This is a genomic window from Claveliimonas monacensis (assembly GCF_014982975.1).
In the GTDB taxonomy this organism is placed as follows: Bacteria; Bacillota; Clostridia; order Lachnospirales; family Lachnospiraceae; genus Claveliimonas; species Claveliimonas monacensis.
The window spans coordinates 63,854-87,820 of the sequence record NZ_JADCKL010000011.1 but is presented as its reverse complement, the minus strand read 5'-3'; the positions used below and the strand labels follow the sequence as shown (position 1 = coordinate 87,820).

The 23,967-nt window shown below is 38.4% G+C and carries 30 protein-coding genes and 1 pseudogene; 1 reads left to right on the top strand and 30 read right to left on the bottom strand.

Features of this window, described 5'->3' with window-relative positions; genetic code table 11:
* The first annotated feature begins 200 nt into the window (after positions 1-200).
* Positions 201-950, top strand: coding sequence for a hypothetical protein (locus INF30_RS11955; RefSeq protein WP_226395356.1), 750 nt, complete (start codon positions 201-203; stop codon positions 948-950).
* A 212-nt stretch (positions 951-1,162) separates the two neighbouring features.
* Here the strand turns inward: INF30_RS11955 and INF30_RS11950 are convergent.
* The 30 genes and pseudogenes from INF30_RS11950 to INF30_RS11805 all read right to left on the bottom strand — a co-directional run bounded on the left by INF30_RS11950 (position 1,163) and on the right by INF30_RS11805 (position 23,952).
* Positions 1,163-2,402 (bottom strand): annotated as a pseudogene (locus INF30_RS11950) (IS256 family transposase).
* A 157-nt stretch (positions 2,403-2,559) separates the two neighbouring features.
* On the bottom strand, positions 2,560-2,820 hold the full coding sequence (locus tag INF30_RS14865; RefSeq protein ID WP_226395355.1) for a transposase: 261 nt from the start codon (positions 2,818-2,820) through the stop codon (positions 2,560-2,562).
* 387 nt (positions 2,821-3,207) lie between these two features.
* Positions 3,208-3,525, bottom strand: coding sequence for a hypothetical protein (locus INF30_RS11940; protein WP_226395354.1), 318 nt, complete (start codon positions 3,523-3,525; stop codon positions 3,208-3,210).
* On the bottom strand, positions 3,483-3,683 hold the full coding sequence (locus tag INF30_RS14915) for a transposase (RefSeq protein ID WP_408639755.1): 201 nt from the start codon (positions 3,681-3,683) through the stop codon (positions 3,483-3,485). The genes INF30_RS11940 and INF30_RS14915 overlap by 43 nt, the downstream gene beginning before the upstream one ends.
* A gap of 5 nt (positions 3,684-3,688) precedes the next feature.
* A complete protein-coding gene (locus INF30_RS11930) occupies positions 3,689-3,865 on the bottom strand; it encodes a hypothetical protein (protein WP_226395353.1) in 177 nt (58 codons plus the stop codon).
* A gap of 184 nt (positions 3,866-4,049) precedes the next feature.
* Positions 4,050-4,265, bottom strand: coding sequence for a hypothetical protein (locus INF30_RS11925; protein WP_226395352.1), 216 nt, complete (start codon positions 4,263-4,265; stop codon positions 4,050-4,052).
* Positions 4,266-5,112: 847 nt separating this feature from the next.
* A complete protein-coding gene (locus INF30_RS11920; protein ID WP_226395351.1) occupies positions 5,113-5,418 on the bottom strand; it encodes a type II toxin-antitoxin system RelE/ParE family toxin in 306 nt (101 codons plus the stop codon).
* Positions 5,408-5,674, bottom strand: a complete 267-nt coding sequence (locus tag INF30_RS11915; RefSeq protein ID WP_226395350.1) for a type II toxin-antitoxin system prevent-host-death family antitoxin — start codon at positions 5,672-5,674, stop codon at positions 5,408-5,410. Before INF30_RS11915 ends, INF30_RS11920 begins: the two co-directional genes overlap by 11 nt.
* A gap of 155 nt (positions 5,675-5,829) precedes the next feature.
* Positions 5,830-7,908: a PcfJ domain-containing protein gene (locus INF30_RS11910; protein WP_226395349.1), complete on the bottom strand. Its 2,079-nt coding sequence runs from the start codon at positions 7,906-7,908 to the stop codon at positions 5,830-5,832.
* A gap of 234 nt (positions 7,909-8,142) precedes the next feature.
* Complete coding sequence (gene dnaN, locus INF30_RS11905) at positions 8,143-9,252, bottom strand: DNA polymerase III subunit beta (RefSeq protein WP_226395348.1); 1,110 nt, start codon at positions 9,250-9,252, stop codon at positions 8,143-8,145.
* Positions 9,253-9,317: 65 nt separating this feature from the next.
* A complete protein-coding gene (locus INF30_RS11900) occupies positions 9,318-9,506 on the bottom strand; it encodes a hypothetical protein (RefSeq protein WP_226395347.1) in 189 nt (62 codons plus the stop codon).
* A 49-nt stretch (positions 9,507-9,555) separates the two neighbouring features.
* Complete coding sequence (locus tag INF30_RS11895) at positions 9,556-9,924, bottom strand: DUF5688 family protein (protein WP_226395346.1); 369 nt, start codon at positions 9,922-9,924, stop codon at positions 9,556-9,558.
* Between the two features lie 215 nt (positions 9,925-10,139).
* The gene (locus INF30_RS11890; protein WP_226395345.1) at positions 10,140-10,856 is read right to left on the bottom strand and encodes a DUF5688 family protein; all 717 of its coding nucleotides are present in this window, start codon (positions 10,854-10,856) and stop codon (positions 10,140-10,142) included.
* Positions 10,857-11,099: 243 nt separating this feature from the next.
* A complete protein-coding gene (locus tag INF30_RS11885; protein ID WP_226395344.1) occupies positions 11,100-13,280 on the bottom strand; it encodes a PcfJ domain-containing protein in 2,181 nt (726 codons plus the stop codon).
* Between the two features lie 77 nt (positions 13,281-13,357).
* The gene (locus INF30_RS11880) at positions 13,358-13,903 is read right to left on the bottom strand and encodes a DUF7666 domain-containing protein (RefSeq protein WP_226395343.1); all 546 of its coding nucleotides are present in this window, start codon (positions 13,901-13,903) and stop codon (positions 13,358-13,360) included.
* Complete coding sequence (locus tag INF30_RS11875) at positions 13,890-14,627, bottom strand: Cas9 inhibitor AcrIIA9 family protein (protein WP_226395342.1); 738 nt, start codon at positions 14,625-14,627, stop codon at positions 13,890-13,892. The genes INF30_RS11880 and INF30_RS11875 overlap by 14 nt, the downstream gene beginning before the upstream one ends.
* Positions 14,628-14,673: 46 nt before the next feature.
* The gene (locus tag INF30_RS11870; protein WP_226395341.1) at positions 14,674-15,075 is read right to left on the bottom strand and encodes a hypothetical protein; all 402 of its coding nucleotides are present in this window, start codon (positions 15,073-15,075) and stop codon (positions 14,674-14,676) included.
* 17 nt (positions 15,076-15,092) lie between these two features.
* Complete coding sequence (locus INF30_RS11865) at positions 15,093-15,974, bottom strand: phosphoadenosine phosphosulfate reductase family protein (protein ID WP_226395340.1); 882 nt, start codon at positions 15,972-15,974, stop codon at positions 15,093-15,095.
* A gap of 175 nt (positions 15,975-16,149) precedes the next feature.
* A complete protein-coding gene (locus INF30_RS11860; RefSeq protein ID WP_226395339.1) occupies positions 16,150-16,515 on the bottom strand; it encodes a hypothetical protein in 366 nt (121 codons plus the stop codon).
* 14 nt (positions 16,516-16,529) lie between these two features.
* Positions 16,530-16,829 (bottom strand): hypothetical protein, encoded by a 300-nt coding sequence (locus INF30_RS11855; protein WP_226395338.1) that lies wholly within the window; start codon positions 16,827-16,829, stop codon positions 16,530-16,532.
* A gap of 328 nt (positions 16,830-17,157) precedes the next feature.
* Positions 17,158-18,309: a hypothetical protein gene (locus tag INF30_RS11850; protein ID WP_226395337.1), complete on the bottom strand. Its 1,152-nt coding sequence runs from the start codon at positions 18,307-18,309 to the stop codon at positions 17,158-17,160.
* 382 nt (positions 18,310-18,691) lie between these two features.
* Positions 18,692-19,000, bottom strand: a complete 309-nt coding sequence (locus tag INF30_RS11845) for a hypothetical protein (RefSeq protein WP_226395336.1) — start codon at positions 18,998-19,000, stop codon at positions 18,692-18,694.
* A gap of 218 nt (positions 19,001-19,218) precedes the next feature.
* Entirely contained in the window at positions 19,219-19,452 is a 234-nt protein-coding gene (locus INF30_RS11840; protein ID WP_226395335.1) for an RpnC/YadD family protein, read from the bottom strand.
* A 249-nt stretch (positions 19,453-19,701) separates the two neighbouring features.
* A complete protein-coding gene (locus INF30_RS11835; RefSeq protein WP_226395334.1) occupies positions 19,702-20,682 on the bottom strand; it encodes an RpnC/YadD family protein in 981 nt (326 codons plus the stop codon).
* A gap of 186 nt (positions 20,683-20,868) precedes the next feature.
* On the bottom strand, positions 20,869-21,444 hold the full coding sequence (locus INF30_RS11830) for a hypothetical protein (RefSeq protein ID WP_226395333.1): 576 nt from the start codon (positions 21,442-21,444) through the stop codon (positions 20,869-20,871).
* Positions 21,444-22,391 (bottom strand): hypothetical protein, encoded by a 948-nt coding sequence (locus INF30_RS11825; RefSeq protein WP_226395332.1) that lies wholly within the window; start codon positions 22,389-22,391, stop codon positions 21,444-21,446. The genes INF30_RS11830 and INF30_RS11825 overlap by 1 nt, the downstream gene beginning before the upstream one ends.
* Positions 22,392-22,404: 13 nt before the next feature.
* The gene (locus INF30_RS11820; protein WP_226395331.1) at positions 22,405-22,599 is read right to left on the bottom strand and encodes a hypothetical protein; all 195 of its coding nucleotides are present in this window, start codon (positions 22,597-22,599) and stop codon (positions 22,405-22,407) included.
* Between the two features lie 94 nt (positions 22,600-22,693).
* Positions 22,694-22,945, bottom strand: a complete 252-nt coding sequence (locus INF30_RS11815) for a hypothetical protein (protein WP_226395330.1) — start codon at positions 22,943-22,945, stop codon at positions 22,694-22,696.
* Between the two features lie 12 nt (positions 22,946-22,957).
* Positions 22,958-23,659 carry a hypothetical protein gene (locus INF30_RS11810; protein WP_226395329.1) on the bottom strand — a complete coding sequence of 234 codons (702 nt, stop codon included), beginning with the start codon at positions 23,657-23,659 and terminating at the stop codon, positions 22,958-22,960.
* A gap of 26 nt (positions 23,660-23,685) precedes the next feature.
* Entirely contained in the window at positions 23,686-23,952 is a 267-nt protein-coding gene (locus tag INF30_RS11805) for a DUF5983 family protein (RefSeq protein WP_226395328.1), read from the bottom strand.
* Positions 23,953-23,967 lie beyond the last annotated feature (15 nt).

Sequence of the window (23,967 nt, the reverse complement as noted above, 5' to 3'; positions counted from 1 at the left end):
CTTGAATGTATATCAGGCGGTATAGTTTACAGTATTTGGGGCGAAGGAGCCACTCATATGAAAAGAGGTAGATCTAGTTGGACTACGAGCCACAAAGTACCAAAAGCCGATATGGGATGGTTTATGTAACCTAAAAAATAAATGTGCAATATGATACAATTTCATCAATTTACTATATTTCAGAAAGTGGGGGTAAAAGTATGATGAGACAATGGAAAAAGTTACTGTCATTAATCTTTGCTTTTATTATGGTTTTTACAGTCAACACAACTGCTTTAGCTGCAGAAGCACAATCAACCGATGCCAGTTCCACAGTAGGAACTTTAACAATTTTTTCGGCAAATGACGGCGGAAGTTCCTCTTGGAATACATCTGGCCATTCTTTTATTGCATTTAAAAATACTTCTTCCAGTTCAATTCGGGTAGGGGGATTGAATGTTGGATCTGGACACGAAATTACAATAGGAACATGGGGGAATAAATCTCAGCACACCGGAATTTGGTATAATCTTGAATCTTACTTTGTTAATAATACCGGTGCATATAGCAACCGAGTATCTTTATCAATGTCTGTAACCCAAAGTGATATAAATACAATTAATAATATTATCAGTAACAATGATAAATGGTCTTTAACAAACAACTGTACTTCGTTTGCTATAAAAGTATGGAATAATGTATCAAATGCAATATTAAGTGGTGGCATTCCCAATACGCCGACTGCTCTTATGTCAAGTATAAAAGCTAAATCAGCACATCAAACAGGACGTTCTATAAGAAACACTACTCCTATTGGTTATGTAAGTAATGGCTCGTTTGTATCCGTTACTGCATCTCAGCTCAATAACGTATCTGTAGCTAATGAAACACCTGTTATGGACACAGTTATTGGAAATGCTGAATTTATTACACCTATTGACATGAACCCATACAGTTATACTGCTGAATAATTTGAGAATTTATGAAAGAGATTGTCAAGAAAAAAAATCGAGTAGGCGGCGGGAGGCTGTAACGAAAAGTCTGTAAATAGGATTCTTCTATGATAAAATGGGGTGAAAGGCTTAAATGCAGAGCTTTTCACCCTTGTTCTATATATACCATCTGTCCGATGGCATCTCAATAACAGTCAGCTTTCCCGCATATCTTAGCCAGAGTATCCATTTCAATCAATCAGCCTACCTTCATACATGATACATAGTTCACCATAGACCTGAGCCCAGTTCCGAATCGGCATTGTCTATTTTTTTGTAGCCTAAAATGTAGCCAGATACAGTGCCTTCAGCAGTGCTGTATCGCTGGGGAAAACGCTCCTCTGACGGTTTAGTTTCCGGTAGGTAGAATTCAGCGATTCTATAGCGTTGGTCGTGTATATGACTTTCCTGACAGTTGCTGAAAATTTAAAGATTGGGGAGATCGCATCCCAGTTGTCTTTCCAGCGTTTCATAGAATTCGGATATTTTGGAGTCCATTTTTCAGTTACGCGGTCAAGGGCAGCCAGAGATTTCTTCTCATCCGGAGCCTGATAGAGGATTTCAGTTCCGCGGCGAAAGCCTTCCGATCTTTATCAGGGACACATTTCAAGGTATTCCTCACCTGATGTACAATGCAGCGCTGATATTCCATTTTAGGAAACGCGGCTACAATGGCTTCTTCGTTCCCTGTCAGGCCGTCTGCACAAAGGAGCAGGATATCTTTTACGCTATGGTTTTTCAGTTCATTTAATACGGGAAGCCAATATTTAGAACTTTCATTATCTCCCCCTGAATGGTAAGAACTTCTTTCTTTCCCTCCACATTGATTCCAAGGATCACATATGCTGCCAGTTTTTTAATCACACCATTATCACGTACAGAATAGTGGATCGCATAGATGAAAATAGTAGGATAGACTTCATCCAGAGGTCGGTTTTGCCACTCTTCAATCTGAGGAAGACTCTTGTTGGTTATATCAGAAATAAAGCCCTCAGAGGTTTCAAACCCATAAATATCTTCAATAGTTTCAGAAATCTGCCGGGAAGCCATTCCCTTTGCGTACATAGAAATAATCTTCTGATCAATATCTGAAATGTCTTTCTGCCGTTCTTTGATCACTTTAGGATTGAATGTTGATATGCGGTCCTAAGTCACTTCAATCTCCACGAATCCATAACTGTTGTTCACACGTTTGCGTTTATAACTATTGCGGTAAGCACCATTTTCAGAACGTTCAGATTTTTCATACCCGAGATGATCATTCATTTCAGCTTCTATCATTTCTTTAATATTTCCGCCAAGCAGATCTTTCAGGGCTTCCTGAATGTCGCCAACCATCTGGATATCGTATTCTTACAGTAACTGATGGATAATCTTGCGTTTACTCTCTGTCATTTGTACTCGATGTACAGATTTCTTTTGTTTTTCCATAATAAAAGGTCCTCCCATGAATTAGAGTTTATCATAGAAGAACCTTTAAGTTATATATTTACAGATAAATTTGGACCTGTTGTCAAACTCACTTTTTCAGTGTTTATTTCTGCATATTTTTTTGAAATGCCATAAAACGGCTGGTAAATTCGGTTATTCAAACCGCTTTTACCAGTCTTTTTAGATTTAATGCCTTTGCTGATAAGAGGCATTCTTCTGTCGCTTTCTGAAGGTCTCTGTTTTGGATTTTATTCAATTTATGTTCTCGTTTTAAAACTGCGAATGTTCCTTCTGCCCATATCTTCCTAAGCCGCATGACCTTCATATAATCACTGGTCCCTACTTTCTTGCTCTTTCGATAAAAGAGGGATAATAAGCACTCGCATTGATCCTGACTGTACCAAAATCTGTGGCACAAGCTAAAAAATCCGGGCAGTTTTTACATTGTTTTTTTGAACGGCTATATAGACGATAATAGTTCTGCGTTAACCTTTTATAAATTAATTTCTGAAATGCTAAATATTCTCCCTGTCAACATACAAAACGATCTGTTTCGTCATCGTAACAGAATCCTTTTTTCATTGCATTGTTCTGATATTCACGGATAGCTGTATAACCTTGGACTCCTAATAACTCCAGCCCTCTGTGTACCGCGCCTATATCATATCCGCCATCGAATCCAATTTCCTGATATTTACAAGGCTGTCTTTTCAAATGTTCCAGGATAATATCACTTTCCCTCTGGTTAGCAGGATAACAGTCCCCCGGGTAATAATGCCATGACTGGTATCCACCGTCATCTCCGTCAGATAGCCCAGCCCCTTTTTACGAGCCTGATGGATATAACCACACTCTGGATCTGTCCGGCTTTTTTAAGATTCTTTCTTTTTTTTACATTCTCCGATTCTTTATAACCAGGAATGGACGAAAACTCTGCTTCCAATTCTTCCATATATTTTACAGTGGAGTGTTGGACCGTCTCAACTGCCTCATAGCGGCTGTCCCAGGATACATTGGACGGAAGGAATGAGCCATCAGCAACATCGATTTTTCCCGATACGATCCCCAGACCTATACACTTCAGTACGATCTCATTAAAAATTTCCCGGAATATGCCGGCCACTTGAAACGTCTTCTTCTATTCTGGCTAAAAGTTGAGTGATCCGATACTCTATCCATAAGATCAATTCCACAAAACCAGCGGTAAGCAAGGTTAAGAGATACTTTCTCCTCAAGACGCCGCTCTGATTTGATCCCATAAAGATAACCAATCAGCAGCATTTTTATCAGAACAACGAGGTCAATAGATTTCTGCCAACATGGGAATAATACGGGGCTGCCTTTTCGTATATAAAATCAAAATTTACACAGTTTTTAATCCGTCTCAGGAGATGATCCTCCGGAATCATAGAATCTATGTCAAGGATTACCATCTGGATTTGTCCGCTTTGTTTTTCCATCATAAAAAATGACCTCCTGCAATTGATGTAATAAATATACTATACAGAAAGCCATTTCTCTTTAGTTTGTCAACAGGTCCAAAGTTTCACGCACTCCAGCAAAACTGGGTAACCAAAAACTTTACATTTTTATCACTGTCTACTTGACGGGTAGCACACCACACACCATAATCGGCAGCCCCTTTCACTATCTTTTCTTTTGTATAATTACTGCTAAACCTATACATATAGCAATTGCAACCAAAAATGGAATCGCCCACAAAAATGCAATGTTTGCAGGTGCGCTATATCCCGCATTTTCTATTCCCCAAAGCATTTTTCCATAATTAAAAGCTACCACAGCACACATTACATCCGACAACAATATTGCCAATCCAATCAGCAATAAACTGGCTTTTTTCATAAATCTAAACCTCCTTTTATTTATTATTTACCGAGCACCCTTCTGATCCGACTAATTCTTTTCTCTGTTTACTGGCTCTTTCTCCCCTCTTCAATATTCCCGGAAATAAGCCATTGCTTCAATGTTCTCGCATGAAGAGGCTACCACTTGTCTATTAAACTCCATCAATGGTGACCTGCAGAACGTAAATCAAATCAGAGACTTCAGTTTTTCGGTTTGCGCTCCAAAAAGCATATTTTATCAAGGCTTATTGATATATAACAATTGTATACTGGTTTTCGTTTTTTTGCAAACCAAATCACAAAGGGACATAATTCTGATATTAAAATTCTTGCATATAACAATATTGTATTTTTAACTGTTTCCAGAACTGCCACCATTTTTCTTCTGACATATCCTGCTCTGGTACTTCTTGATCTTGCTTTTGTTCCAATAATATGAACTTACGTTACCATGTATCTCTGTATTTCGTCCACTTTTCATATACTCTTGCAACAATTAACATAGGTTTCTGAAATTGTAATAAACAAGCAAAGATACGCAAACCGTACTCCGACCAATCTTAGATGCCAAAGAAATGACTGGAATAACAACAGAAGCAATAATTCTTATAAAGTAGTATATATAAAAAATTCTTTTAATTTATCTTCCATAAATTTCACTCTCCCCAATAAGTGCTTCTATCTCGAATACATAAAACAAATCTATTTCTTTATTCCCCTTAATTATACAGCGCTTTCAATATTACTGTATTAGTAAATATAAATATTAAAATTATTGTAATAACTGTTATATATCTCGCTTCCTCCACACATAAGCCCTTATATTTAAAGCGGTTTTTAATAAATCAATAAAACAACTTTGTATATTCTGTTTGCGTGTCTGCAATGTGGTACACATAAATCACTGAATTTACCTGTTTAAATATAACTATGTGTTTTTTACATATGACCATACGATATCCTTGTTGGTTTAACCATTCATCTGGTGTCATGGAACCTGAATCCGGAAACTCTTCCAGCCTTTCAATCACATCTAAAATATGATTACTTACTTTGATTGAAGTCTGTACATCGAACTGAATCAGATAATAATCTTCAATTGCTTTCAGGTCTTCCCATGCCGAGGGAAGTATCTCCACCTTACATTTCATCAATCCTCTCCCTTAATCTTTTTCTTGCTTCTGCAACACTGATTGTGTTCGCCCCGTTAATCCGCTCTTCTTCCGCCTGCAAAACTCTGGCCCGAAGTTTTAAAACCTGCTCTCTCTTTTCAAAAGCATTAATATCCATTAACACAATATCTCCTTCTCCATTTTTTGTAATATAGATAGGTTCTTTTGTCTCTTTCGCAAGGTTAGAAATAGCGACATAATCATTCCTTAAAGAAGCAGATGCTTTAATAATCATGTAATAGCCCTCCCTTTCATATCTTTATTTTGATATAATTATATCATTCTTTTTGTATCAAGTAAATATATTTATAACTCATACTTCTTCATTATATAAAATTGATACACGCATCTATAAAATCCGTTTCTATGACCTGCACTTTATTTTACCACCTACGCCACTCTTTCTGGATGCTTTTCTTTTAGCTTCTCTAATTCCTGCTCCACATAATCAACAAAACTGGCGACTTTTTCTCCATAATCGCAATTTCCATTTCCTCTGCATTGCTTAATTTTTCCCGCTCCCCATTCCATTGTATAAAACGGCTCATCAGGGGCTTTCGCTTTTCGAATAAAATAAATTTGGCATTCTCCTCTTGCAATCTTAGGTATATAATCCCTGACACAATGACCAAGTAAATCACTTTCTCTTTTTATCTCTTTCCAATCGTCAGGTACTTTTAAGAAGTAGTCCTCTTTTTTGATTTTATCTTCTAACAGGCTCCGCTCTTCCTTAAGAATCCGGTTTACCCGTCTTCTCTCCCGTTGCACTTCCGCATGCTTTCTCTTTTTTTGGTAAAGCCGATGCTCCTCCATGACCCTGTCATGCGCTAATTTCAGATTTTTCGGGAATAAAACATACTTGCTCCTTATTTCGTGTTTTAATTCTTTTGACCACTCCATGTAGTCACCCCAGTCTTTCGAATAATGCCAGAAACGTCGGATTTGTTCACCTGATAACACTTCCAGATTGCTGCCTAATGTGTAAACAGGAACTCCGTAATCATTTGCAAGCTGTTTTAACAAATAATTGACAATTTTCTTTAGCGGTGCATATTCATTATATTGAATCAAGTTTGAAACCCTGCTATCATACAGAAACTGAAAATTGTAAATTTCTTTTTCATTCAGTTTTACCTTTCCTTCCTCAAGCCCACGAAGGATATCTAATTCTCTAAGGCCCCAGTTATACTGTTGCATAATTAAGATTTTTTCTTTTGAGATGCCCAGCGTCTTTCTCATATCCTTTGACTCACTACCAAAGGTCCCCGATGATGTTGCAATAATATTCTCTACCAAATGATACAATTTGGCTTTCACAAAATATTCTAACTGCGGGAAAGCAAGATACTTTAAAATATAACGCCTCACAGGGAAACACTCATGCATATTATATCTCCCAAAATATTCAATTGCGGAGTACTGTATCTCCGTTCCTTTCAATACCTGCTTCAGATTTTTCAAATACAAACATCCAGGTAATCTGTTCCGAGTCTCATATTCATTTATTGTAGAATTTAAGTGATAACAGTAATAATAAAAATGAGGATCGAGAGGCCGCTGATACCACCCCATTCGCTCATCGCTACCGGAATAACGATATATATAGTCCTTTACATCTCCTTTTGATACTACTGATCGATACCTTTCATTCCACTCAAAATTATTTTCTTTAACATCAGATGCATCATATCTTTTCGTTAGTATAAAATGCCGAAGAATAATATTCCCGTTTCCCCGTTCTATTTTCACGGCGTATCCAGTGTCCAAAAACCTTCCAGTTTTCCCTTTTGCCTTAAAAGTCACAGGGCTCTTACAAATCGAACAAATCCCCTCTCTATTATGTCTGAGTTTCTTTTGCTCCATCTCAAATTCTGTTTTGCAATGGCTGCAGAAGCATTTCAAGTATTTCTTCTTTTCATAGTCATAGAATACATATCTGCTCCTATACATTGCCTCTTCTTCTGCCCAATTCAGAAATGCAGCAGTTGGAGGCTTTGCTCGTCTAAAGATCTGGTCCGTCTTCGCATTCATCCGTCTTCTTCTTTTTTTCTGTTTGTTTTCCCGGATCTCTTTCTGTCTTTCATTTATGACCTGAAACCAACGGATCTCACTTCTCCCACACCGGAAAAATCCTCTTATCATTTTTTCTTCATAAGCTGTACGAATTGCTGCATTCCGGCTAAAAGCATTGATCTGAAACATAAATTCCATAGATTGTTCTGTCCAGCTGCCATCTATGATATTCTGCGTTACAAATGCATTTGGGGTATGGAATATACGATAAACCGGTGAAAAATCATTCTCTAACAGTTTATATCTTGTATAGAAGTTTAATATGAGAATTTTGTCGCCATGGATTATTTTTCTTTCCGGTTTTACCAAAAACTCAAAATCATGCATTTTTAAAAAAATTTTATCTCTATTACCAGCCTTTAATGCTGGCAAATTCCCTAATTCTTTTTTTCTCAACAAATCGCCTCCTAAACATGTCTGCATTCATCGCAGTTTTACCCATATTCATCTCTCCTAAAGTCCCACATCAGTTCATTTCCTAAAAAAATTGCAATATTTGCCGGTTCTGTGTATCCATTTATCACGTATAAATTCTTCCTTTAATACAACAATGTATTTTCTCATATACTTGTCCCGTTCCAAAAGAGCGCTAAAATCCACCGCAAGGATCTTAGCGCTCGTCGTCATTCACTATGCTGCTTTTGAAATATTGACCGGCAAAACTAAATAAAGATAGGATTTTTTCTCATCCTTAACCACGCATGGTGCCTTCGGATTTGTCAGATAAAGTGAAATCTTCTCTTCATCAATCACCCGCAACATATCTAATAGATAACGGGGATTAAATCCGATCACCATTTCTTTCCCTTCTTTCGTAATTTCCAGACGTTCGTTCATCGAGCCAACACCAGTTTTCACCTTAAACTCAACATCTTTTTCTCCGATATCCATCAGGATCGGATGATTTGTCTTATCCTTCAGTAAGAGCGTAGCACGGTCAATACACTCCTGAAGTTCTTTTTTATTAACCTCAAGTTTGATTTCATAGTCCCCAGAAATCATCCGATTAATATCGAAATAGTCTCCATCGATCAACCGGGATACCGCTACTGTTTCATCCAGATCAAACAAAATGTGATCTTTGGTGAAATAAATCTCGATATCTATATCCGGATCATTCCCAATAATTTTAGCAATCTCTGTCAGTGTTTTTCCCGGAACAATTACTTTTCTTTCCTCATATTCTTCATCCAGGGTAAGATTCCTGATTGAAATTCTGTGACCATCCAAAGAAGCGACCCTTAACTTGTTTTTTGAAATTTCAAAAAGCTCTCCCGTCATCATTTTATTACTCTCGCTATCCGAGATAGAAAAAATAGTCTGCCGGACTGCTTCCTTCAAATCAAATTCTGAAAGAATGATACTCTCTTTCTTTTCAATTGCCGGAATACGGCTATACTCATCACCAGACTTTACGGCAATATCAAATTTGACTTTCTTACACTTAACCGTTGCCTGTACATCATCTTCTGTATCGATTACGACTTCACCCTCAGGCAATTTACGCACAAGCTCCGAAAAAAATTTTGCTTCGACTGCAATTGCACCTTCCTGCACAACAGTTCCACTAATCTCCGTTCTAATTCCTAGTTCCAGGTCATTTCCAGTCAGATGAATTGTACCACCTTTAGCTTCAATCAAAATACACTCCTGGATCTTAATGCTTGATTTTGCAGGTACCGCTTTTGAAACAATCTGTACTCCCTTTGCAAGGTCTGCTTTCTTACAACTAATTTTCATCCGTTTCTCCTTTCATTTAAATTATTTTTATTCTCCTCTAAGTGTATCAATCTTCCATCTTACTCTTAAATCTTCTCAAAAACTCCTGATCGAATCATATCCCATTTCCAGCCTATATAATCGGGATATTCTGTCTTATCGACAGCCTTCATATAGAGGCGTTCCATCTCCTCTTCTGTATATATTCCGGAAATCCCCTGTTCATAGCAAGCATATCTCGAATTCATTTTTCCAATGTATTTTTTCCTTTTCATACACTATCTTTCCAACACTTCATAGTAGACGCCATTCTATTCCCTCATGTTAGTCTGGAGCAGGAAGATAACCTAAATTTTCTCCTAGCATATCTGGAATTTCACTCCATTTCTGCTCCGGCTTTTCAGGCAGTAGGAGATGCTGCGTGTTATCATAGAAAGAGACGTAATTTGAAAAAATTTCCTCCGGCTCAACCTGTGTTGTATTTATTTCTGCTACCATCTCTTCCAATTCCTGTTGTGATAAATTACCAAAATCCGGAGTTATAACGAGCTCATGAATCGAAGATGGTAAAATAAAGAAGTCGCTTTCTAAGATATTGCCGATTTTCTCCAATATCTCAGTATGCATTATGGCTCCCGCTCCATAATTTCCTATGCGATTTGATAAAACATACATGTTATCCCACCTTTTCATTTCAGACACTTCTAATAGATTAACTGCTGCAGACAGCCACCTTTAACGGTCATCAGGGCCATATTATCCGGCCAGACCGGGACATCCCCGGCCATTAACCGTTATGCCGCGAAAGGCTCTTTACATGAGTAGCACATGATAGGCTCTCTGCCTTGGCAAATCCGCCTGTGGTGCTGGTTTGCCGGCTTTGCCAGAATATCATGTGTGATGGAGGCTCATGTCAAGAGTACCGTGGAATAATGGTTAATGGCCGGCCGGATAATATGACTCACGCTGGCCGGATAATATGGCACAGGTGGCCGTTTTGGATGACAATCTGCAACTGCTTTAATTGGCAAACATGTATTATCATCTGTTCTTCGTTGTTCACACAGCAAATCCCTCATACATTTCAACTCAAAACCACGCATATTTTCTGCTTTTATAGTATCTTCATAAAGCTGTTCTTCCGTAATTTTCCACATTTTCAAATGATTTTCTGTGATCAGCATACTTGCTGTACCATTCTCGTTCTGTTCCAAAAATAAGCGATACATGGTAGCATAACGCCCACGTCTTGTATGTACATAGTATTTAAACTGTCTCTGATTCATTTCAGGATCACACATAGAAAAAAACAGATTCTTCTTTAAGGAGGCATAGTCCATTAAATCCGGCATAATGCTTTTATCTCCTCGATCCAACAGTACTCTCAAATCAGCAATTTCACGCAAAAGATTTTCGAGTGACTCTCCGTTTTTGTATCTTTTTTCATAACCTTCCAAATAAATCTTAGGAGTGATATATTCTCCTTTTCTATAAACCATAAGCCCCTGCTTAATGCAGTCATTGTTTTTTATCGTTTCTTCAATCCCTACCTCTGCATCCTCAAAATTTTTAGGAAGGTATTCTCTAATCTGATTCTTCACCTGATTCATAAAATTTTTATCCATAGAGTTCTCCTTTCTTTTGTAGCCACAAAAAAAGACATCATAATCCAAAACAAATTATGATGTCCCATTCTTTTATAAATATCAAATTAAAAAGTTTGCTTTCGGTCTCCCCGAAACTAAAAATCATTGCAATTGATGTATTGCATAAAATAGGATTCATTTTTACACTACCACAAGATATAGCACGAGTCAATATTTTTTAACTATTTATTGTGTTTTGTCCCATTGCAGACAAAGGCTACATCAGGCTGCCGGATTTTCCTCATCAACCTCCATCAGATCCTCTTTTAAGATGTCAGCAAGAAGTCTCCCCTTATAGTTTCCTGCAAAAATCATTTTTTCCTCTCTTCTCAGCTTAAAAAACTCTTCTTCTCTCTTTTTCTTGCTTTCCTTTGCCCACAATTCATCCTGATCAGACAGCCTCTTAGCTATAATCTTCTGCCAACGCTTTAAAAACTTGTTAATTTCATCTATATCATTTTCTTGTCGGTTATAATAGGTACGCTTTTGTCTTACAGTTCCGTTCGGTTCCACTTCCAACGTATAATACGGCTGTAAAGGATTTTCCCTTTTTCTTAAAAACAGAATATAGGTTTCCCGGTCTGCAATTCGATTTAAATAGATATCATTTACATCTATGCAGTGGTTTAAACACTTTCCTTCTTCCAAAAGATCTTCAATCCCGCTTGGAACTAAAACAGCATATGTTTCTTTTTCATCACAGTATTCATACTTTTTCCTAATACTATTGTAAATCTGTCTAATTGTCGGAAAAGCGGCTTCCTTTTCAGCTGTAAGTGCTTTTAACCCCTTTCTCCGCAGACATCGGGTTGCCTCCTCGTGTCGTTGTATCAATTTCCTTGCTCTGTATATAATTGCATCTTGTGTATCCCATCCCAATTTTTCTGCCATGTAAAGATAGTCTCTCCAAATGTGCAAAATATCCTTCACCTGTTCCTCATTTTCAAATGCCTGCCTGCTAAGATAATTTTTCACCTGAATTTCTGACATTCGATCTTTTATAAATGAGATACTATTAGGACCCATATTCCGCATGATATACCACGAAATCAAGTCATCGTCCAGAGACTTTCCCGTCTCGTTTTCATAGCGCAGCCACTTCAAACGCTCTACACAGTCTCCATTTCTCAACCTGCTTAGCTGAGCATGGTTAATCTGAAGTTTTCCAAGCAGATCTGTTTTTGTTTCATCCAGCGCTATGCTCTTACCTTTCAAAACATCTCTTACAATTCCCAGCAGATCAGCTTTCACAAGCTGCTCCAGAGATGGCATGTCCACATATGTTTCGAAATACTTCTCAGGGCAGAAACTTTTCTCCTTTCTGAAAAATTCTATAAATCCTGTATGTCTAAAAAAATGCTTTGAAAGGGATGGGATTGTTTTCCCATAAATTCTACCTTCTGGGTATTCGATCGGATGGCTGAACAATAAACCGCCCACACGTAATCTGCCTTTTTTCCATTTCATACACCAATTTTCCCACCCGTAATGATATTCTTCCATTGTGAAATCACTGCTATAAAACAGTCTGCGTCTCTCCAGACAATTTATATCAGGTGCGTTGTTCCGCATCGTATATCTTTTTTGAACATTAAAGCATCTTAATACAAATCCATCTCCACACTTTTGTATCAGGTATACTTCATATTTATTGAAAACGGTTCCTCTTTTTCCATTGGATTTATACTGAACCTTCTTTTTACAGCGGGAGCATCTGCCCGCTTTATTATATTTTGGTTTTATAATAGGTACTTCTCTCTCACAATAAGTACAGTACCCTGTTCGTACATTTTTCCCCGAATCATAAAAAATATAGTTTTTATCTGCTCCAACTTTCTCAACCCATTTTTCCCAGTCACCAGGAAGGGCCGGTACAAGTTCCATTTTTCTATTTATCTGTGCTGACAGCTTCTCTTCCTTGCGCAACCTTGCTGTTTCCCGATTTTCTTCCTGAAAATGTACAATGCTGTCCCAAGTATCTTGCGCACACAAAGGATTGCGTTCCCTAAAGACATACTCCTGAATCTGATCCCTATAGTCTTCATATGTATATTCCTCTGCATATTCTTTTGCGTAACTAGTATTTTCAGGAAAGGACAGATTATACAGGATGGAATGCTTCCACTTTTGATTCCTGCAGTCATAAACTAAATCTCTACGTTTCTCATAGTCTAAAAAGACATTATAGAATGGGGTATACTTTCCATTATTTAGCTCTTCTGATAAAAACAGAGATATTTTTAGGATCCCATCCTCCAGACAGGAACGGTAAAAAATATAGTTTTGAGGTTCCGTGCTGAGCCCCATATTGCTAGATCTCTTTCTTTTTTCTCTAGCCACTGCAACCATTTCTTCCGTTGGCTTTAACGCTCTGATTTTAAGTAATTTATCTCTATAATTCATATTTCCTCCCGCCTTTACGAAAACAGGTCACGGGACGTTCATACTCTTGAACATATCCTGTGACCTATTTTCTACTTTTATTCCATTACAATTTTCCCATTCACATCATACCAGATGCCCGGATGAAAATTCACGCCGTCAATAATATAAACAGCTCCCCTTTCAATATCCACAGAATCCGCTTTTTCTCTGGCAATTACTAAGATATCTCCTTCTTTTTTTCCGCATACTCTCGGATTTTTTCCTCGGACTACCGCATATCCTTGATCTGCATCTCCTTCTTCTGCTCTTACAATCTTACTCCATCGCCGTTTGGGATTAACCACCATAAATTTTAATCCTGCAAATAAAAGCTGTACAAACTCTAATTTCCGTTCCAAAAATAGTTCTGTGCAGGAAATCTTACTGTCAACAGCATCCTCATCCAAATCACCATTTGCTTTCACTTGATAGTAAACTGATGTTTTCCATGCTGGATAATAGACCAGACAGTCCAGTGGGTTTTCTGCACAGTGGAATCCGTTTGCACGACAGTTCGCCTTTTCTGTACGGTTCCATTGCTTTTCTACAAACTGGTACCCCAAACATGTCAAATCTTTTTGGAAACCTTTATACGCAAGCATCCTCTTTTACTCCCTTTCCACTATCCGGGTTTTCTGAAACTATACTGTCATCCGTCTGCTTCCCGAGGTCAAAGAGCGACAACTGACCATCTTCCGGCTTCGTTACCTTAGATATCGTACTGCTCTTCATTGGCTGGACAGAGGCTGCTTTCTTTCTCTCTCTTCGTTCCCGCTCCTCTTTCTCCCATTTTTTCTTCTTTTTTCGTTCCTCCTTTTTATCATCTAAACGGTAATATTCTACCGCCCATCGGTATACCTTTTCTTCTTCTAAAATCCGTCCAACGCCCCTTCTTCGCTGATCTTTTGGGCGTTTACAATCTGCTTCCTGTTCCTTTTTAATCAGGTCTTCTGCTTCCTCATATGCCTGGGTTAAAATATAGTTCATGCACTTTTCTAAAGACTTATGTTCCTGAAGAACCTGTTCTTCCAACCCGTTCTCATTCAAATGCTGCATCAGGTAACGCCCGATTGCATGGATCACACGGTCATCAGAGAACTGATATTGTTCTGCAGTGAGTTTTTCGGATGCATTTGTAAATGATTTTTCATCCAATGGAATCTCCGCAAGCCGGATTCTTGTCCCCTTGATAAACGCCTGCACATCTTCGTCCGGAATCAACCACTGATCCGCAAGCTGATTTAGCCTATCAATCTCCCCATTATCCCTCAGATTTTGTGCAAACAGATTTAATTCCGACGTATTTTTCACAAAGTTTTCGATCATGTTCTTCTCCTTTCTTTCAGAAAGAGGGCAAGACCCTCATCCTGACTTATGCAGCCGTTTTCTCTGTTTTCTGCAGTTCCTTATCAGCCAGCTCAATAATACTCATTAATTCGATCAGATACTGACGACACCACTCGCTGTCCTTATACCGTTTCCCGATTTTCTGGGCGTCTTCAATGACACACTCCCACTCCTTATCATCTTTCGGCCGCTTTTCATAGTATTTTTTAAAGAATGCATAAATTTCGTGCATCGCTCTGTCCATATCTACATCACTGGTTGTATCTAAATTTGAAATCAATGTAGTAACTAGCTTATAAAGTACTGGAGCACTTTCTTTATATGGCTCATATTTTTTCAACAGATCCTTGATTCCCATCATTGATTTTCCCAAATACAGTGCATAAAAGTCTCTTGTGATCTGAGCAACCAATTTTCTTTCTATCATTTTTTCTCCTTTCTCAGCTAAGAGGCTAATTCCATTTCTATCTGCCCCTCGATCTGCTTCATCGGCTTCTCACTCCCATAAAGCCACCACTTGTAAATATCTTCCGGGGTTTTCCACTGTTCTGCCCTATTGCAGTTTCCATCTTCTTCTCTGTCTTTCAGTATTTTTTCAAATGCCCTAAGATACGCTCTCCGATACTGCGGATAAAGCGAAAGCTCCCACTTTCTCTGCTTCACCGAAGCCAGAGGGCATCCAATGCATCCCAGCCTCCGAAAGCCTTTATCATACAGCTGACAGTACTTCTTAACATACTGATGGATAAACAGCCAAACTTCATCCTCTGACCAATCAATAATTGGATTCAGCGCATACTTGCCCTTTAACTGGCATGATTCTAACATTCTGCGCTTCTCATCATTATCATTATTCAGGTAAATTATTTTAGGTTCTTTCGGTCCTAAAACTTCGGCAAGCCCCCTGTTTTTCCTGTTATTGCTTTCCTGCCAGCGTACCCCGGTAATAACAAAACGGCCCTGACCGCCTCTTTCCTTCAATTCAGAACAGCAATACCTCACTTTTCTTGTTGGAGGATATTTTTTTTGCGGGATCAATTTCCACATACTGATTCTTGGTGGAACCATCGTTACTTCCGGGTATTCTTTCCGGATAAAATAAACAAGCTCTGGCGGATCCACCGTAGTAATATTATAATACGCATGGAATTTTACCCCTGCCATTTTCGCAAGAGCATAAATCACCTGGCTGTCTTTTCCTCCACTAAAACACAAGTAATATCCTTCAGGGTGCATCTGGAGAGCCTTTCTCTCAAATGATCTTAGCGCTTCGACTGAACGCTTAATCTTAGCGTTGATATCAATAAAAATTGTATATTGTTCCATCTCTTCCCCGTTCCTTTTTTATTTTGCTGGAACGGAAAAGCCATTCTTACCGGTGTGTCTTTTTACGCTGCCTGACCTTCACTTCCTCTGAGCATTTTCAAGAACACAGTACGCAATTACCGTGTGCTCTAAGCAGCAACCCGAATCATCCGGGATACGAAAAAACAGAACAATACTAATGGTCAATAGAAATCGAACCAAAAGAGATGATCCGGATTTCCAGGATTTGAACATTGGAGATTTTCCGGTATGGCCTCTGTCGGTTATAATCTTCTACCCAATCTTTCATGAGCAGTTCGATTTCTATGTCGATTTCTTCATGCTCCTGAAGAAATACATATTTTTTAGCATTCTTATGATTTCCCCTTATGGTTGTATAGGAATAGGAAATCTCAAATAGAGGGATTACGATATTCGAGGACAGCATCTGTAACGGGTGCATTTTCTTTAGCATCTCTCTATACTTTGCTGTCTCCGGAATCGTGCCGCCGATTGCAGCCTCCCTGAAATTCATAAAATCTGCTATTTTGTGTAAATGCACATATATCTTCCTCCTTATGCTGTTTTTCTTTTCTCTGTTTCACCAAGCCAGGCTTTTGCTGTTGCGACCTCACAATCCATTGCCTCAGCAATCCTTTCCCAGGTATATCCTTCTTTTCGCATACAGCTAATGATCTGTGCCCTGTCTTCCCTTGACAGCTCCGTGTCCTGTCTCTGAAGTTTTTTCTTCAGAAACCTTTTACAAATAGGGTGGCTAGGTCCGTATTCATACATGAACTTCGCTTCTGTCGCATTTAATCCGCAGAAGATTGCAATCAAAAGCTGATAATAACCTGCTATCAGATCCTTCTGCATATTTTTCTCCTCCAATCAACAGAAAAATTTTCTGTTCCTAATCCTTCTCTGGAAACAAGCTTCTTTCTTCCTCCTTTCCGTATGCTGAAACAAAAAAAGACACCAAAATCCATTTACTGAATTTTGATGTCATTTTTACTTTTTATCCTGTCAAAAAATCGCTCTCCAAGTTTGTCCTGGAGATCAAAGCAAACTGTATTTATGGTTAAATACACAAAATACAAATCTTCATTTACACACTAACACAAGATATAGTGTATTGTCAATAAAGGATTTGATTTTAAGCCATAATTTCGCTCCCTTTGTGTCACTCTCCACTTTTCCTTTTTTACATTTCAAAATAGTCTGTAAGATCCATTTGAACACCGCTTTCTGCCTCTCTTGTGCATACTCTATTTAGCTCTTCTGTACCCAATCTTTTTCTTAAAAACTCCTGTTCTCTCGGATCTAGTGCTTGCAGTCCGTATTGCGCCGCTTTTTCTTCCAATTTTATGATTTTTGTCTGTTCCCGCTTCTTTTTCTCCTCTTTTTTCTTCTGCTTCTTAGCGGTTGCTAAATCAGAAGCATGAACTACATGGATACCTTTTTGAATATCTTGAAGATCCTGTTCTAAATCCCTGCCTTCTGATTTTCCTTCCCGAATATTTAAAATTTCAATTTTAATATCCGGGTCATATATATGCAGCATGGAATATTGATTCCACCATTCTTTCCAGTAGATTTCATTTGCAGCAATGTTCCGCAGTGCTGCACAAATATCCAGCGATACGGAGTGATCCAAAAATCGTTTTCCTTTGATGATTGATATGATTGGCTCCCCTGCAAAAAATGTATCATCCTTACGGACTGTAGATACTTTCAAATCATAAAAGAGGTTTCCTTTTTTCTTTGTCAGGTTCCGCCCACGTAATGGGCAGAATTCGCCTCCTGTACAGGTTTTTGCACACATCAAAGGCTGATACTTAAAGTACCACTCCATTTTTCGTTCATCAAAAAACATATGATGCTGGCACATATTTTCAGAATGTATTTCAAAAAACTTCTTTAGGAGCCTGTCTTTATCTGATTTTTGTAACTTCTGTAACTTTTCTATGCTCATGTCATATACATATCCATAGGTCATACGACATCTGCAGAAATGAAAAGATCGTGTTCCTTCCTTATTTTCTAAAAGAGGATGATTTCTTTTACATGAAATAGCGCCAAACGGACACAAAACCACTGGATTATCATTTTCAAAGCACCAGTCAATTCCCATGTACCCCAGGTCATTTAGGCAATGTTTCCCTTTGACGTACAGGCCGCATCCCGTCTGATAGTTTTTCTCCTGTATATAATCAGAACGATATTGAAAACCGCCATATACATTTTCCAAAGTTACCGGATAGACCGCTGGAATTTTAACATACTGAGGATAATGATGGACATGATATCCTTCACGCAAAAGATGTTTCGTTAAGAGATTATAACTCTGTTCCATTTTTCCGCTTCCTTTCCATATAATTTGCTTTTTATTTGCAAGTATCACAAAATGTGTCTACTAAATTTTTGTATACAAAAAAGGGAAACCTACTTGTTTCCCTAAAATTTAAGATCTCTATATGATTTTTTCATTTTACCTGTCCTGCCAGGCTGAAGCCAAAAACTTCTTATAGCATTCTTCCAATTCTATCCTCCGCTTACTAAAGCAGGAAATATGATTCGCAGTGATCAGGACGATAATATTCGTTCCATTTTTTTCAATTTCTTTTCCATTTATTCCACTGGAATCCGGAATCGTTCTGATTTCTGCCTCCGTTTTCCATTGTGACATTATATGCAGCCATCAATTTCACATTGAACATTTTGATGTGCATATTTCCTCATTCAATAATTTGAGCACCATCTATCATCTTATACCATGGCCGCATTTGCATCCCTGAAAAATTACGGTTCGCAAATCGATATAAAAACTGTCCCATATTGTATGCTGCATGTTCATTGATTTCTTTTATGGTTCTTCTTTCCCAGACTTCTTTACATTCATCATAGTAATTTTGTTTTCTTTCATCGTCTTCTGCCTTTATGGGGCGTATTATCTTTTCTTCAAAATTTATTTCAAATCTCATCACCGTGAAATCAATTAAGACCCTTTTACAGTCTTTCAAATTTTTTATTTCCATGAAATTCATAAAAGAAATTCTCCTTTTCTCACCTTATTAATTATTTATAATATCTTATTTAGGATATCTTTATGCTTGAATAAACCGCATAACATGGAGCAAGGAGGCAAAACCACCTTCCCCCGGTTCAAAGTCCAGGATGACTACCTTTTCTATTTTTCAGCTGAAGGCATCCCCTCTAAATGGAAGATAGCAGTCCAATCTGCATTTTTACCGTTTCATATCAGTTATTTAATTTCTTTACGAAGAGCTACAATTTCCTCCTCACTTAATCCGCTGACTTCTTTGAGCAATCTGACTTCTGCTCCTGCTTTCAGCAACGCAAAAAGTATTTCTCGTATTCCTTCTGCTCTTCCCTCTGCTATTCCCTCTGTTCTTCCTTCTTTGCGCCCTTCTTCTCTTCCCTCTATTCTGCCCGCTTCACGGCCTCTCTCTTCCAAACGTTCCAATGCAGTACACATGTTCATATCTCCTTCGGATGACTCTTGAACTTGAATAAGCGAATTGCTGCCCGTAATCACTCATATCATCGCATTCACATTTCCCTTAATCTTTACATTGTTAGAATAGCAGATTGGGGGAAACACCTAGTTTTCCCCCAAAAAGCATAAGCATAATGAAATTTCTACACTTTTGCAAAAACATGATACTCCATATTATATCATCCTCAGCCCTGCAAAAATAGAAATTCAGATTTGCCTGTAGAATGATTATTCTATTTCTTTGCGAAGTGTCTTAATTTCTTCCTCGCTTAATCCGCTGACTTCTTTGAGCAGCTTAATTTCTGCTCCAGCTTTTAGTAACGCAAAAAGTATTTCTCGCTTTCCCTCTGCTATCCCTTCTGCTCTTCCTTCTTTGCGCCCTTCTTCTCTTCCCTCTATTCTGCCCGCTTCACGGCCTCTTTCTTCCAAACGTTCCAATGCAGTACACATGTTCATACCTCCTTTGCTTTCAAGTGCTTCTTGAACCAACAAATCACTGTCCGTCATCACACCGATCATTGCTCCCACATCCGGGGCTACGATTTTTTCTTTTAAAAGTGTGCGGACTTTATCAAACTCTCCGCCGTAAATATATCTGGCAGTTTCAAATATGATCTGAACTTCTTCATTACCAAAACGATACTTTCCGCTCTCTCCTACCTGCAGCAAATTCATCCGGTAATCAGAAAATACTCTGCCAAGTTTTTCCGGCATATCTACGATCATGTCTCTCAAGCTTTTCGGCCCATCCCATGGTTTTTCATTATAATAGATAACAATACTTATTATAGGATGCAGACGATCCTCTTTATGCAGGCCGGAAAGGAATTCTTCTGCACTTGCTTTATCTCCAGCTTCCCTGTGCTTTCTGGAAATCTCCTGATACTCTTTTAAATAGCCAAGTGCGTCATAGATCATTACTCTAAGCGGCATGCCATAATGGGTCTTACGCTGATTTTCAATTCCCATAATTACAAAATCAACACCATGTGCGGCTTTTTTCACAACATCCCTGGCTCTGCTCAGGGTTTCTTTATATTCATTAAATTCCACCATGGTGGATACGTCTGTATCCAGTTCGCTTAGTTCTTCAGGCTTTATGACCTCTTCTCCTTCAAATACTACGGTATTGAAAAGACTGGCAAAACGGTCATTTTGCCTCCAAAACTCTTTAAAGATTATGTCGGGTTTTATCTTCGGATTTTTCAAGTTGACTCCTCTCTTATGCTGTTTCTATCTATAGATTATTATAACAGATTTTTCAGGATCTTCAACAACAGTGTTAGCCTGCCTGCTGGTTCCCGTCTGTCTCTGCTATTCTTGGCCTTGAATCTACTCTATGGACTCATGGTCAATCACACATACTTCCATTTTAAATATATTATGCTTCACCGGTCATTGTGCGTTCAGCACTTTCTTGGCAATCCTTTCTGCTTCTTCCCTTGTATTCCACTTAGAGCGCATGCCGTCTTTTACCTGCATATCCCCAATAAAGACATACCAGTGCCTTCCTCCATTTGGATAGCGCACATGCCGTAAATCTTTTTCTGTAAAATCCGGAAATATCAGTTCCTTTCTTCTGCAAAACTGCGTATAAGAGAGATCACTGGTACAGCCGCCAGAAGAATTGAAGTATACAGCACCGCTTTGCTTGATCAAACGCAATTCATGCATCCCGGCTTCAATCTTAAATGCCCGCACGCCGTCTAATACAGAGCAATTAAGCTGCCCGGCTTTAAGATATGCCGCCTGAAGGAATTTAAAGCTTGGATCTTCCATTAGGCGGATTCTTTCTTTTATATCAGGAGCCTTTTCCAGCAATTCATATGGGTCTTCACCATGAAGGATTCGATCAAGAGTTGCTTCATAACGTGCTTCATCTGTCTTCTTATGATAGTCTTCCAATTGCTTTACGGAATCAATCTTTAACCACCATCCTCCTTTATCGGAAAGTACAAATAAATATTCCATTAATCGGTCCTCCTTCTCATTCTCTGAAGTAATTCCTCTATAATCCAGTCGATTGTAAATCTGCTCTGATGTGCAAACCAGGGCCTCTGCTGTTCTTTGTTTTCTAACAGTTTCCTAAGTCCGATCAAATCTTTCTCCTGTATAATAGGATCCGTTTTATATTTTTCAATCAACTGAACTACCTCAGAAAAACTTTCCATCTCCGGTTCCTTGCTTATTAGTAATTGACGTATTTCTTCAACTGCCTTCTTTTCACTGGTGTAAACTGAAAGGATTGGGATCCTGCAAAAGGGAAGCTGCAAAAAGACCTTCCATTTTCCATATTCCCGCATGACAATAAATGTCGCTGAGGCGTTTCCTTTATTCCAAGGCTTTTGATAGGCAGGTCTGTCTGGCATATGAAAGACATCCATCATATGATCGTCTCGTAAGAGACTGGGAATATAATTTTTATCTTTCAGTAGTTGTTCCAAGTCCATGAAACTTTTTCCCTTATTGATTTTTCTCGCTATATCCCGGAACAATGCGTGGTACTGGTTCCACTGATAACATAATTTATCTTCAGAATATAAATAGGCTAATTCAAATCGGTCCAGGCTGTTAATCACCTCCAGCCATGTCTTCGCATGTTCTTTCTTTGTGCGAAATAGGAATTTTCCAAAATTATATATCGAAAGACTGCTATTTGTCAGGACATAGCCAAATTCTTCGATAAAATCATCTTTTCCTGAATATACCGTTTCCCGGTACCATCCTGGCCGGATATGGTCGATATCTCTTTTATCCGTCCTTTCATGAAATTTTTCCAGCAATTCCATTTCATTTCCTTCTGCATAGGCTTTTATGATTTCCTGCCCATGCCCATATTGCAAATAGGCATCAGCTGGTAAATAAGCGGCTTTCACAACTGTACCTGATTGTTCCAATACAAAATATCCTCGTGTCATAAATTTCTCCTCTTCATTCGGAATACTCAAACAGTTCTTCAAACTGGCGACACACTTCGTTGAACTCTGGTTGCTTTCCGTCCGGCTTCATTTTTTCCGTTTGAAGCCATTGATAAAAATCATTACGCTGTGTATCATATAAGCGTATAACATTCCTCAATCTTCGAATCTCTATATGACAGCATTCGATTCTTTCTTCGTCATTCATATCTTTCGTCTCCTATATTATGAATCCCAACTAAATTGATATAGGAAGAACTGTCCCTTATTAGTCGGTTATAGTCTCATCATTCTGTTTCAAATTACCCGTCATCAATTTCTTCTATCTGGTATTTCCACACATAAGCACATTTTTCAAGCACTGCTTCTGCACCTTGCTGCGCTCGTTTATATGACGTATACTTTTTTGTATCACAAGTAATAGAATCCCTTGAATGTACTGGAAATATTTCTCCATTCACTGTATAAGTTTTTCCACTCCAATAACCGTAGGAATTATTACCTGCTGACCCTGGGTATCTTGAGTCAAGATAAATTACATATTTCTTTGCCATAACATACCTCCATCAGTAAATCCACGCTTCTTGTGGCAGGCATTCGAAAAAAGAATCCAATTTCATTGTTGCGTCGCCATACTCATAAAACTTTTCTTTATCAGCCTGCTCGTATAATTCTTCAATTTCTTTCACCATTTGAAGATATGCAGTATTTTCGTCACGCAAGATATCCATAGCAGCTTTTAAACAGTCATATCGGTACCGCAGGGCAATAAATGATTGGTAAACCCGAAAGCATTGCCGGGCAGACGCAATAAGCTCGTCTTTCGTCAGCCGTTTTAGCGCCTTTTTACTTTCATCCTCTGCCCATACATCAGAGCATGAAAGCCCAAAGTAATCCTGCTCATAGGAATCGTATCCTAAAAGACCCCCAAAATCTTCTCCCGCTTCAATTGAAACAAAGAAATGGTCGAAGCACTTTGGCACCCATTCTTCCTGTAAATCTATAATAAGCCGGTCACATTCCGTACATAAATCGGCAAACATCATCTTAAATTCGTACTCCTCATCCTGATTTCCATCCAAGGCATTGAGCAGAGTATCGTCATCAGAATCAAAGTACCAGTGTACATCTTCACATGCTTCCTGAATGTCTGAAAGTTCCATTTGAATAGTCATTAAATTCAATTCTTTTACGATTGGTTTTTTGTAACGCAGCTTTTTCGCCTTCTCTCGTTTTGTACGGTCGGCGTCTATGATACTTTCTCTCATGAATATTTTCTCCCTTCTATCTGTTCTTACCATTCGTAGGTCGGAAGATTCTTAATCTTCTCTCCATCGCAGTCCAGGCAAAGCCATGTGCATCCGGCTTTCTCTGCAGTTTTTAATATGCTAGAAAGATCCTGCGGAATCTTCTCCCCTGCAATTTCAGGATCAACATAAATGAACCATCCGTATTTCCCTTTTTCATAGATTGTCAAATCCAGTAAGTGATTTCCCATTTTTTCTGCTGTATCCTGGCAAATATGTGCTGTTGACAGTGTCAGCATCCTATCAATTTCCATTACTGCACCTCCTTT

Coding starts and splice junctions, on each gene's coding strand:
- INF30_RS11920 (WP_226395351.1), bottom strand. CDS start 5,418: ATGAAATGTAAGGTGGAGATACTTCCCTCGGCATGGGAAGACCTGAAA.
- INF30_RS11865 (WP_226395340.1), bottom strand. CDS start 15,974: ATGGAACAATATACAATTTTTATTGATATCAACGCTAAGATTAAGCGT.
- dnaN (WP_226395348.1), bottom strand. CDS start 9,252: ATGAAAATTAGTTGTAAGAAAGCAGACCTTGCAAAGGGAGTACAGATT.
- INF30_RS11915 (WP_226395350.1), bottom strand. CDS start 5,674: ATGATTATTAAAGCATCTGCTTCTTTAAGGAATGATTATGTCGCTATT.
- INF30_RS11850 (WP_226395337.1), bottom strand. CDS start 18,309: ATGGAACAGAGTTATAATCTCTTAACGAAACATCTTTTGCGTGAAGGA.
- INF30_RS11840 (WP_226395335.1), bottom strand. CDS start 19,452: ATGTGTACTGCATTGGAACGTTTGGAAGAGAGAGGCCGTGAAGCGGGC.
- INF30_RS11820 (WP_226395331.1), bottom strand. CDS start 22,599: ATGAATGACGAAGAAAGAATCGAATGCTGTCATATAGAGATTCGAAGA.
- INF30_RS11885 (WP_226395344.1), bottom strand. CDS start 13,280: ATGAATTATAGAGATAAATTACTTAAAATCAGAGCGTTAAAGCCAACG.
- INF30_RS11880 (WP_226395343.1), bottom strand. CDS start 13,903: ATGCTTGCGTATAAAGGTTTCCAAAAAGATTTGACATGTTTGGGGTAC.
- INF30_RS11895 (WP_226395346.1), bottom strand. CDS start 9,924: ATGAAAAGGTGGGATAACATGTATGTTTTATCAAATCGCATAGGAAAT.
- INF30_RS11805 (WP_226395328.1), bottom strand. CDS start 23,952: ATGGAAATTGATAGGATGCTGACACTGTCAACAGCACATATTTGCCAG.
- INF30_RS11875 (WP_226395342.1), bottom strand. CDS start 14,627: ATGATCGAAAACTTTGTGAAAAATACGTCGGAATTAAATCTGTTTGCA.
- INF30_RS11845 (WP_226395336.1), bottom strand. CDS start 19,000: ATGAATTTCATGGAAATAAAAAATTTGAAAGACTGTAAAAGGGTCTTA.
- INF30_RS11890 (WP_226395345.1), bottom strand. CDS start 10,856: ATGGATAAAAATTTTATGAATCAGGTGAAGAATCAGATTAGAGAATAC.
- INF30_RS11830 (WP_226395333.1), bottom strand. CDS start 21,444: ATGGAATATTTATTTGTACTTTCCGATAAAGGAGGATGGTGGTTAAAG.
- INF30_RS11870 (WP_226395341.1), bottom strand. CDS start 15,075: ATGATAGAAAGAAAATTGGTTGCTCAGATCACAAGAGACTTTTATGCA.
- INF30_RS11930 (WP_226395353.1), bottom strand. CDS start 3,865: ATGATGGAAAAACAAAGCGGACAAATCCAGATGGTAATCCTTGACATA.
- INF30_RS11825 (WP_226395332.1), bottom strand. CDS start 22,391: ATGACACGAGGATATTTTGTATTGGAACAATCAGGTACAGTTGTGAAA.
- INF30_RS11955 (WP_226395356.1), top strand. CDS start 201: ATGATGAGACAATGGAAAAAGTTACTGTCATTAATCTTTGCTTTTATT.
- INF30_RS11925 (WP_226395352.1), bottom strand. CDS start 4,265: ATGAAAAAAGCCAGTTTATTGCTGATTGGATTGGCAATATTGTTGTCG.
- INF30_RS11810 (WP_226395329.1), bottom strand. CDS start 23,659: ATGAGAGAAAGTATCATAGACGCCGACCGTACAAAACGAGAGAAGGCG.
- INF30_RS11815 (WP_226395330.1), bottom strand. CDS start 22,945: ATGGCAAAGAAATATGTAATTTATCTTGACTCAAGATACCCAGGGTCA.
- INF30_RS14915 (WP_408639755.1), bottom strand. CDS start 3,683: ATGCTGCTGATTGGTTATCTTTATGGGATCAAATCAGAGCGGCGTCTT.
- INF30_RS11900 (WP_226395347.1), bottom strand. CDS start 9,506: ATGAAAAGGAAAAAATACATTGGAAAAATGAATTCGAGATATGCTTGC.
- INF30_RS11855 (WP_226395338.1), bottom strand. CDS start 16,829: ATGCAGAAGGATCTGATAGCAGGTTATTATCAGCTTTTGATTGCAATC.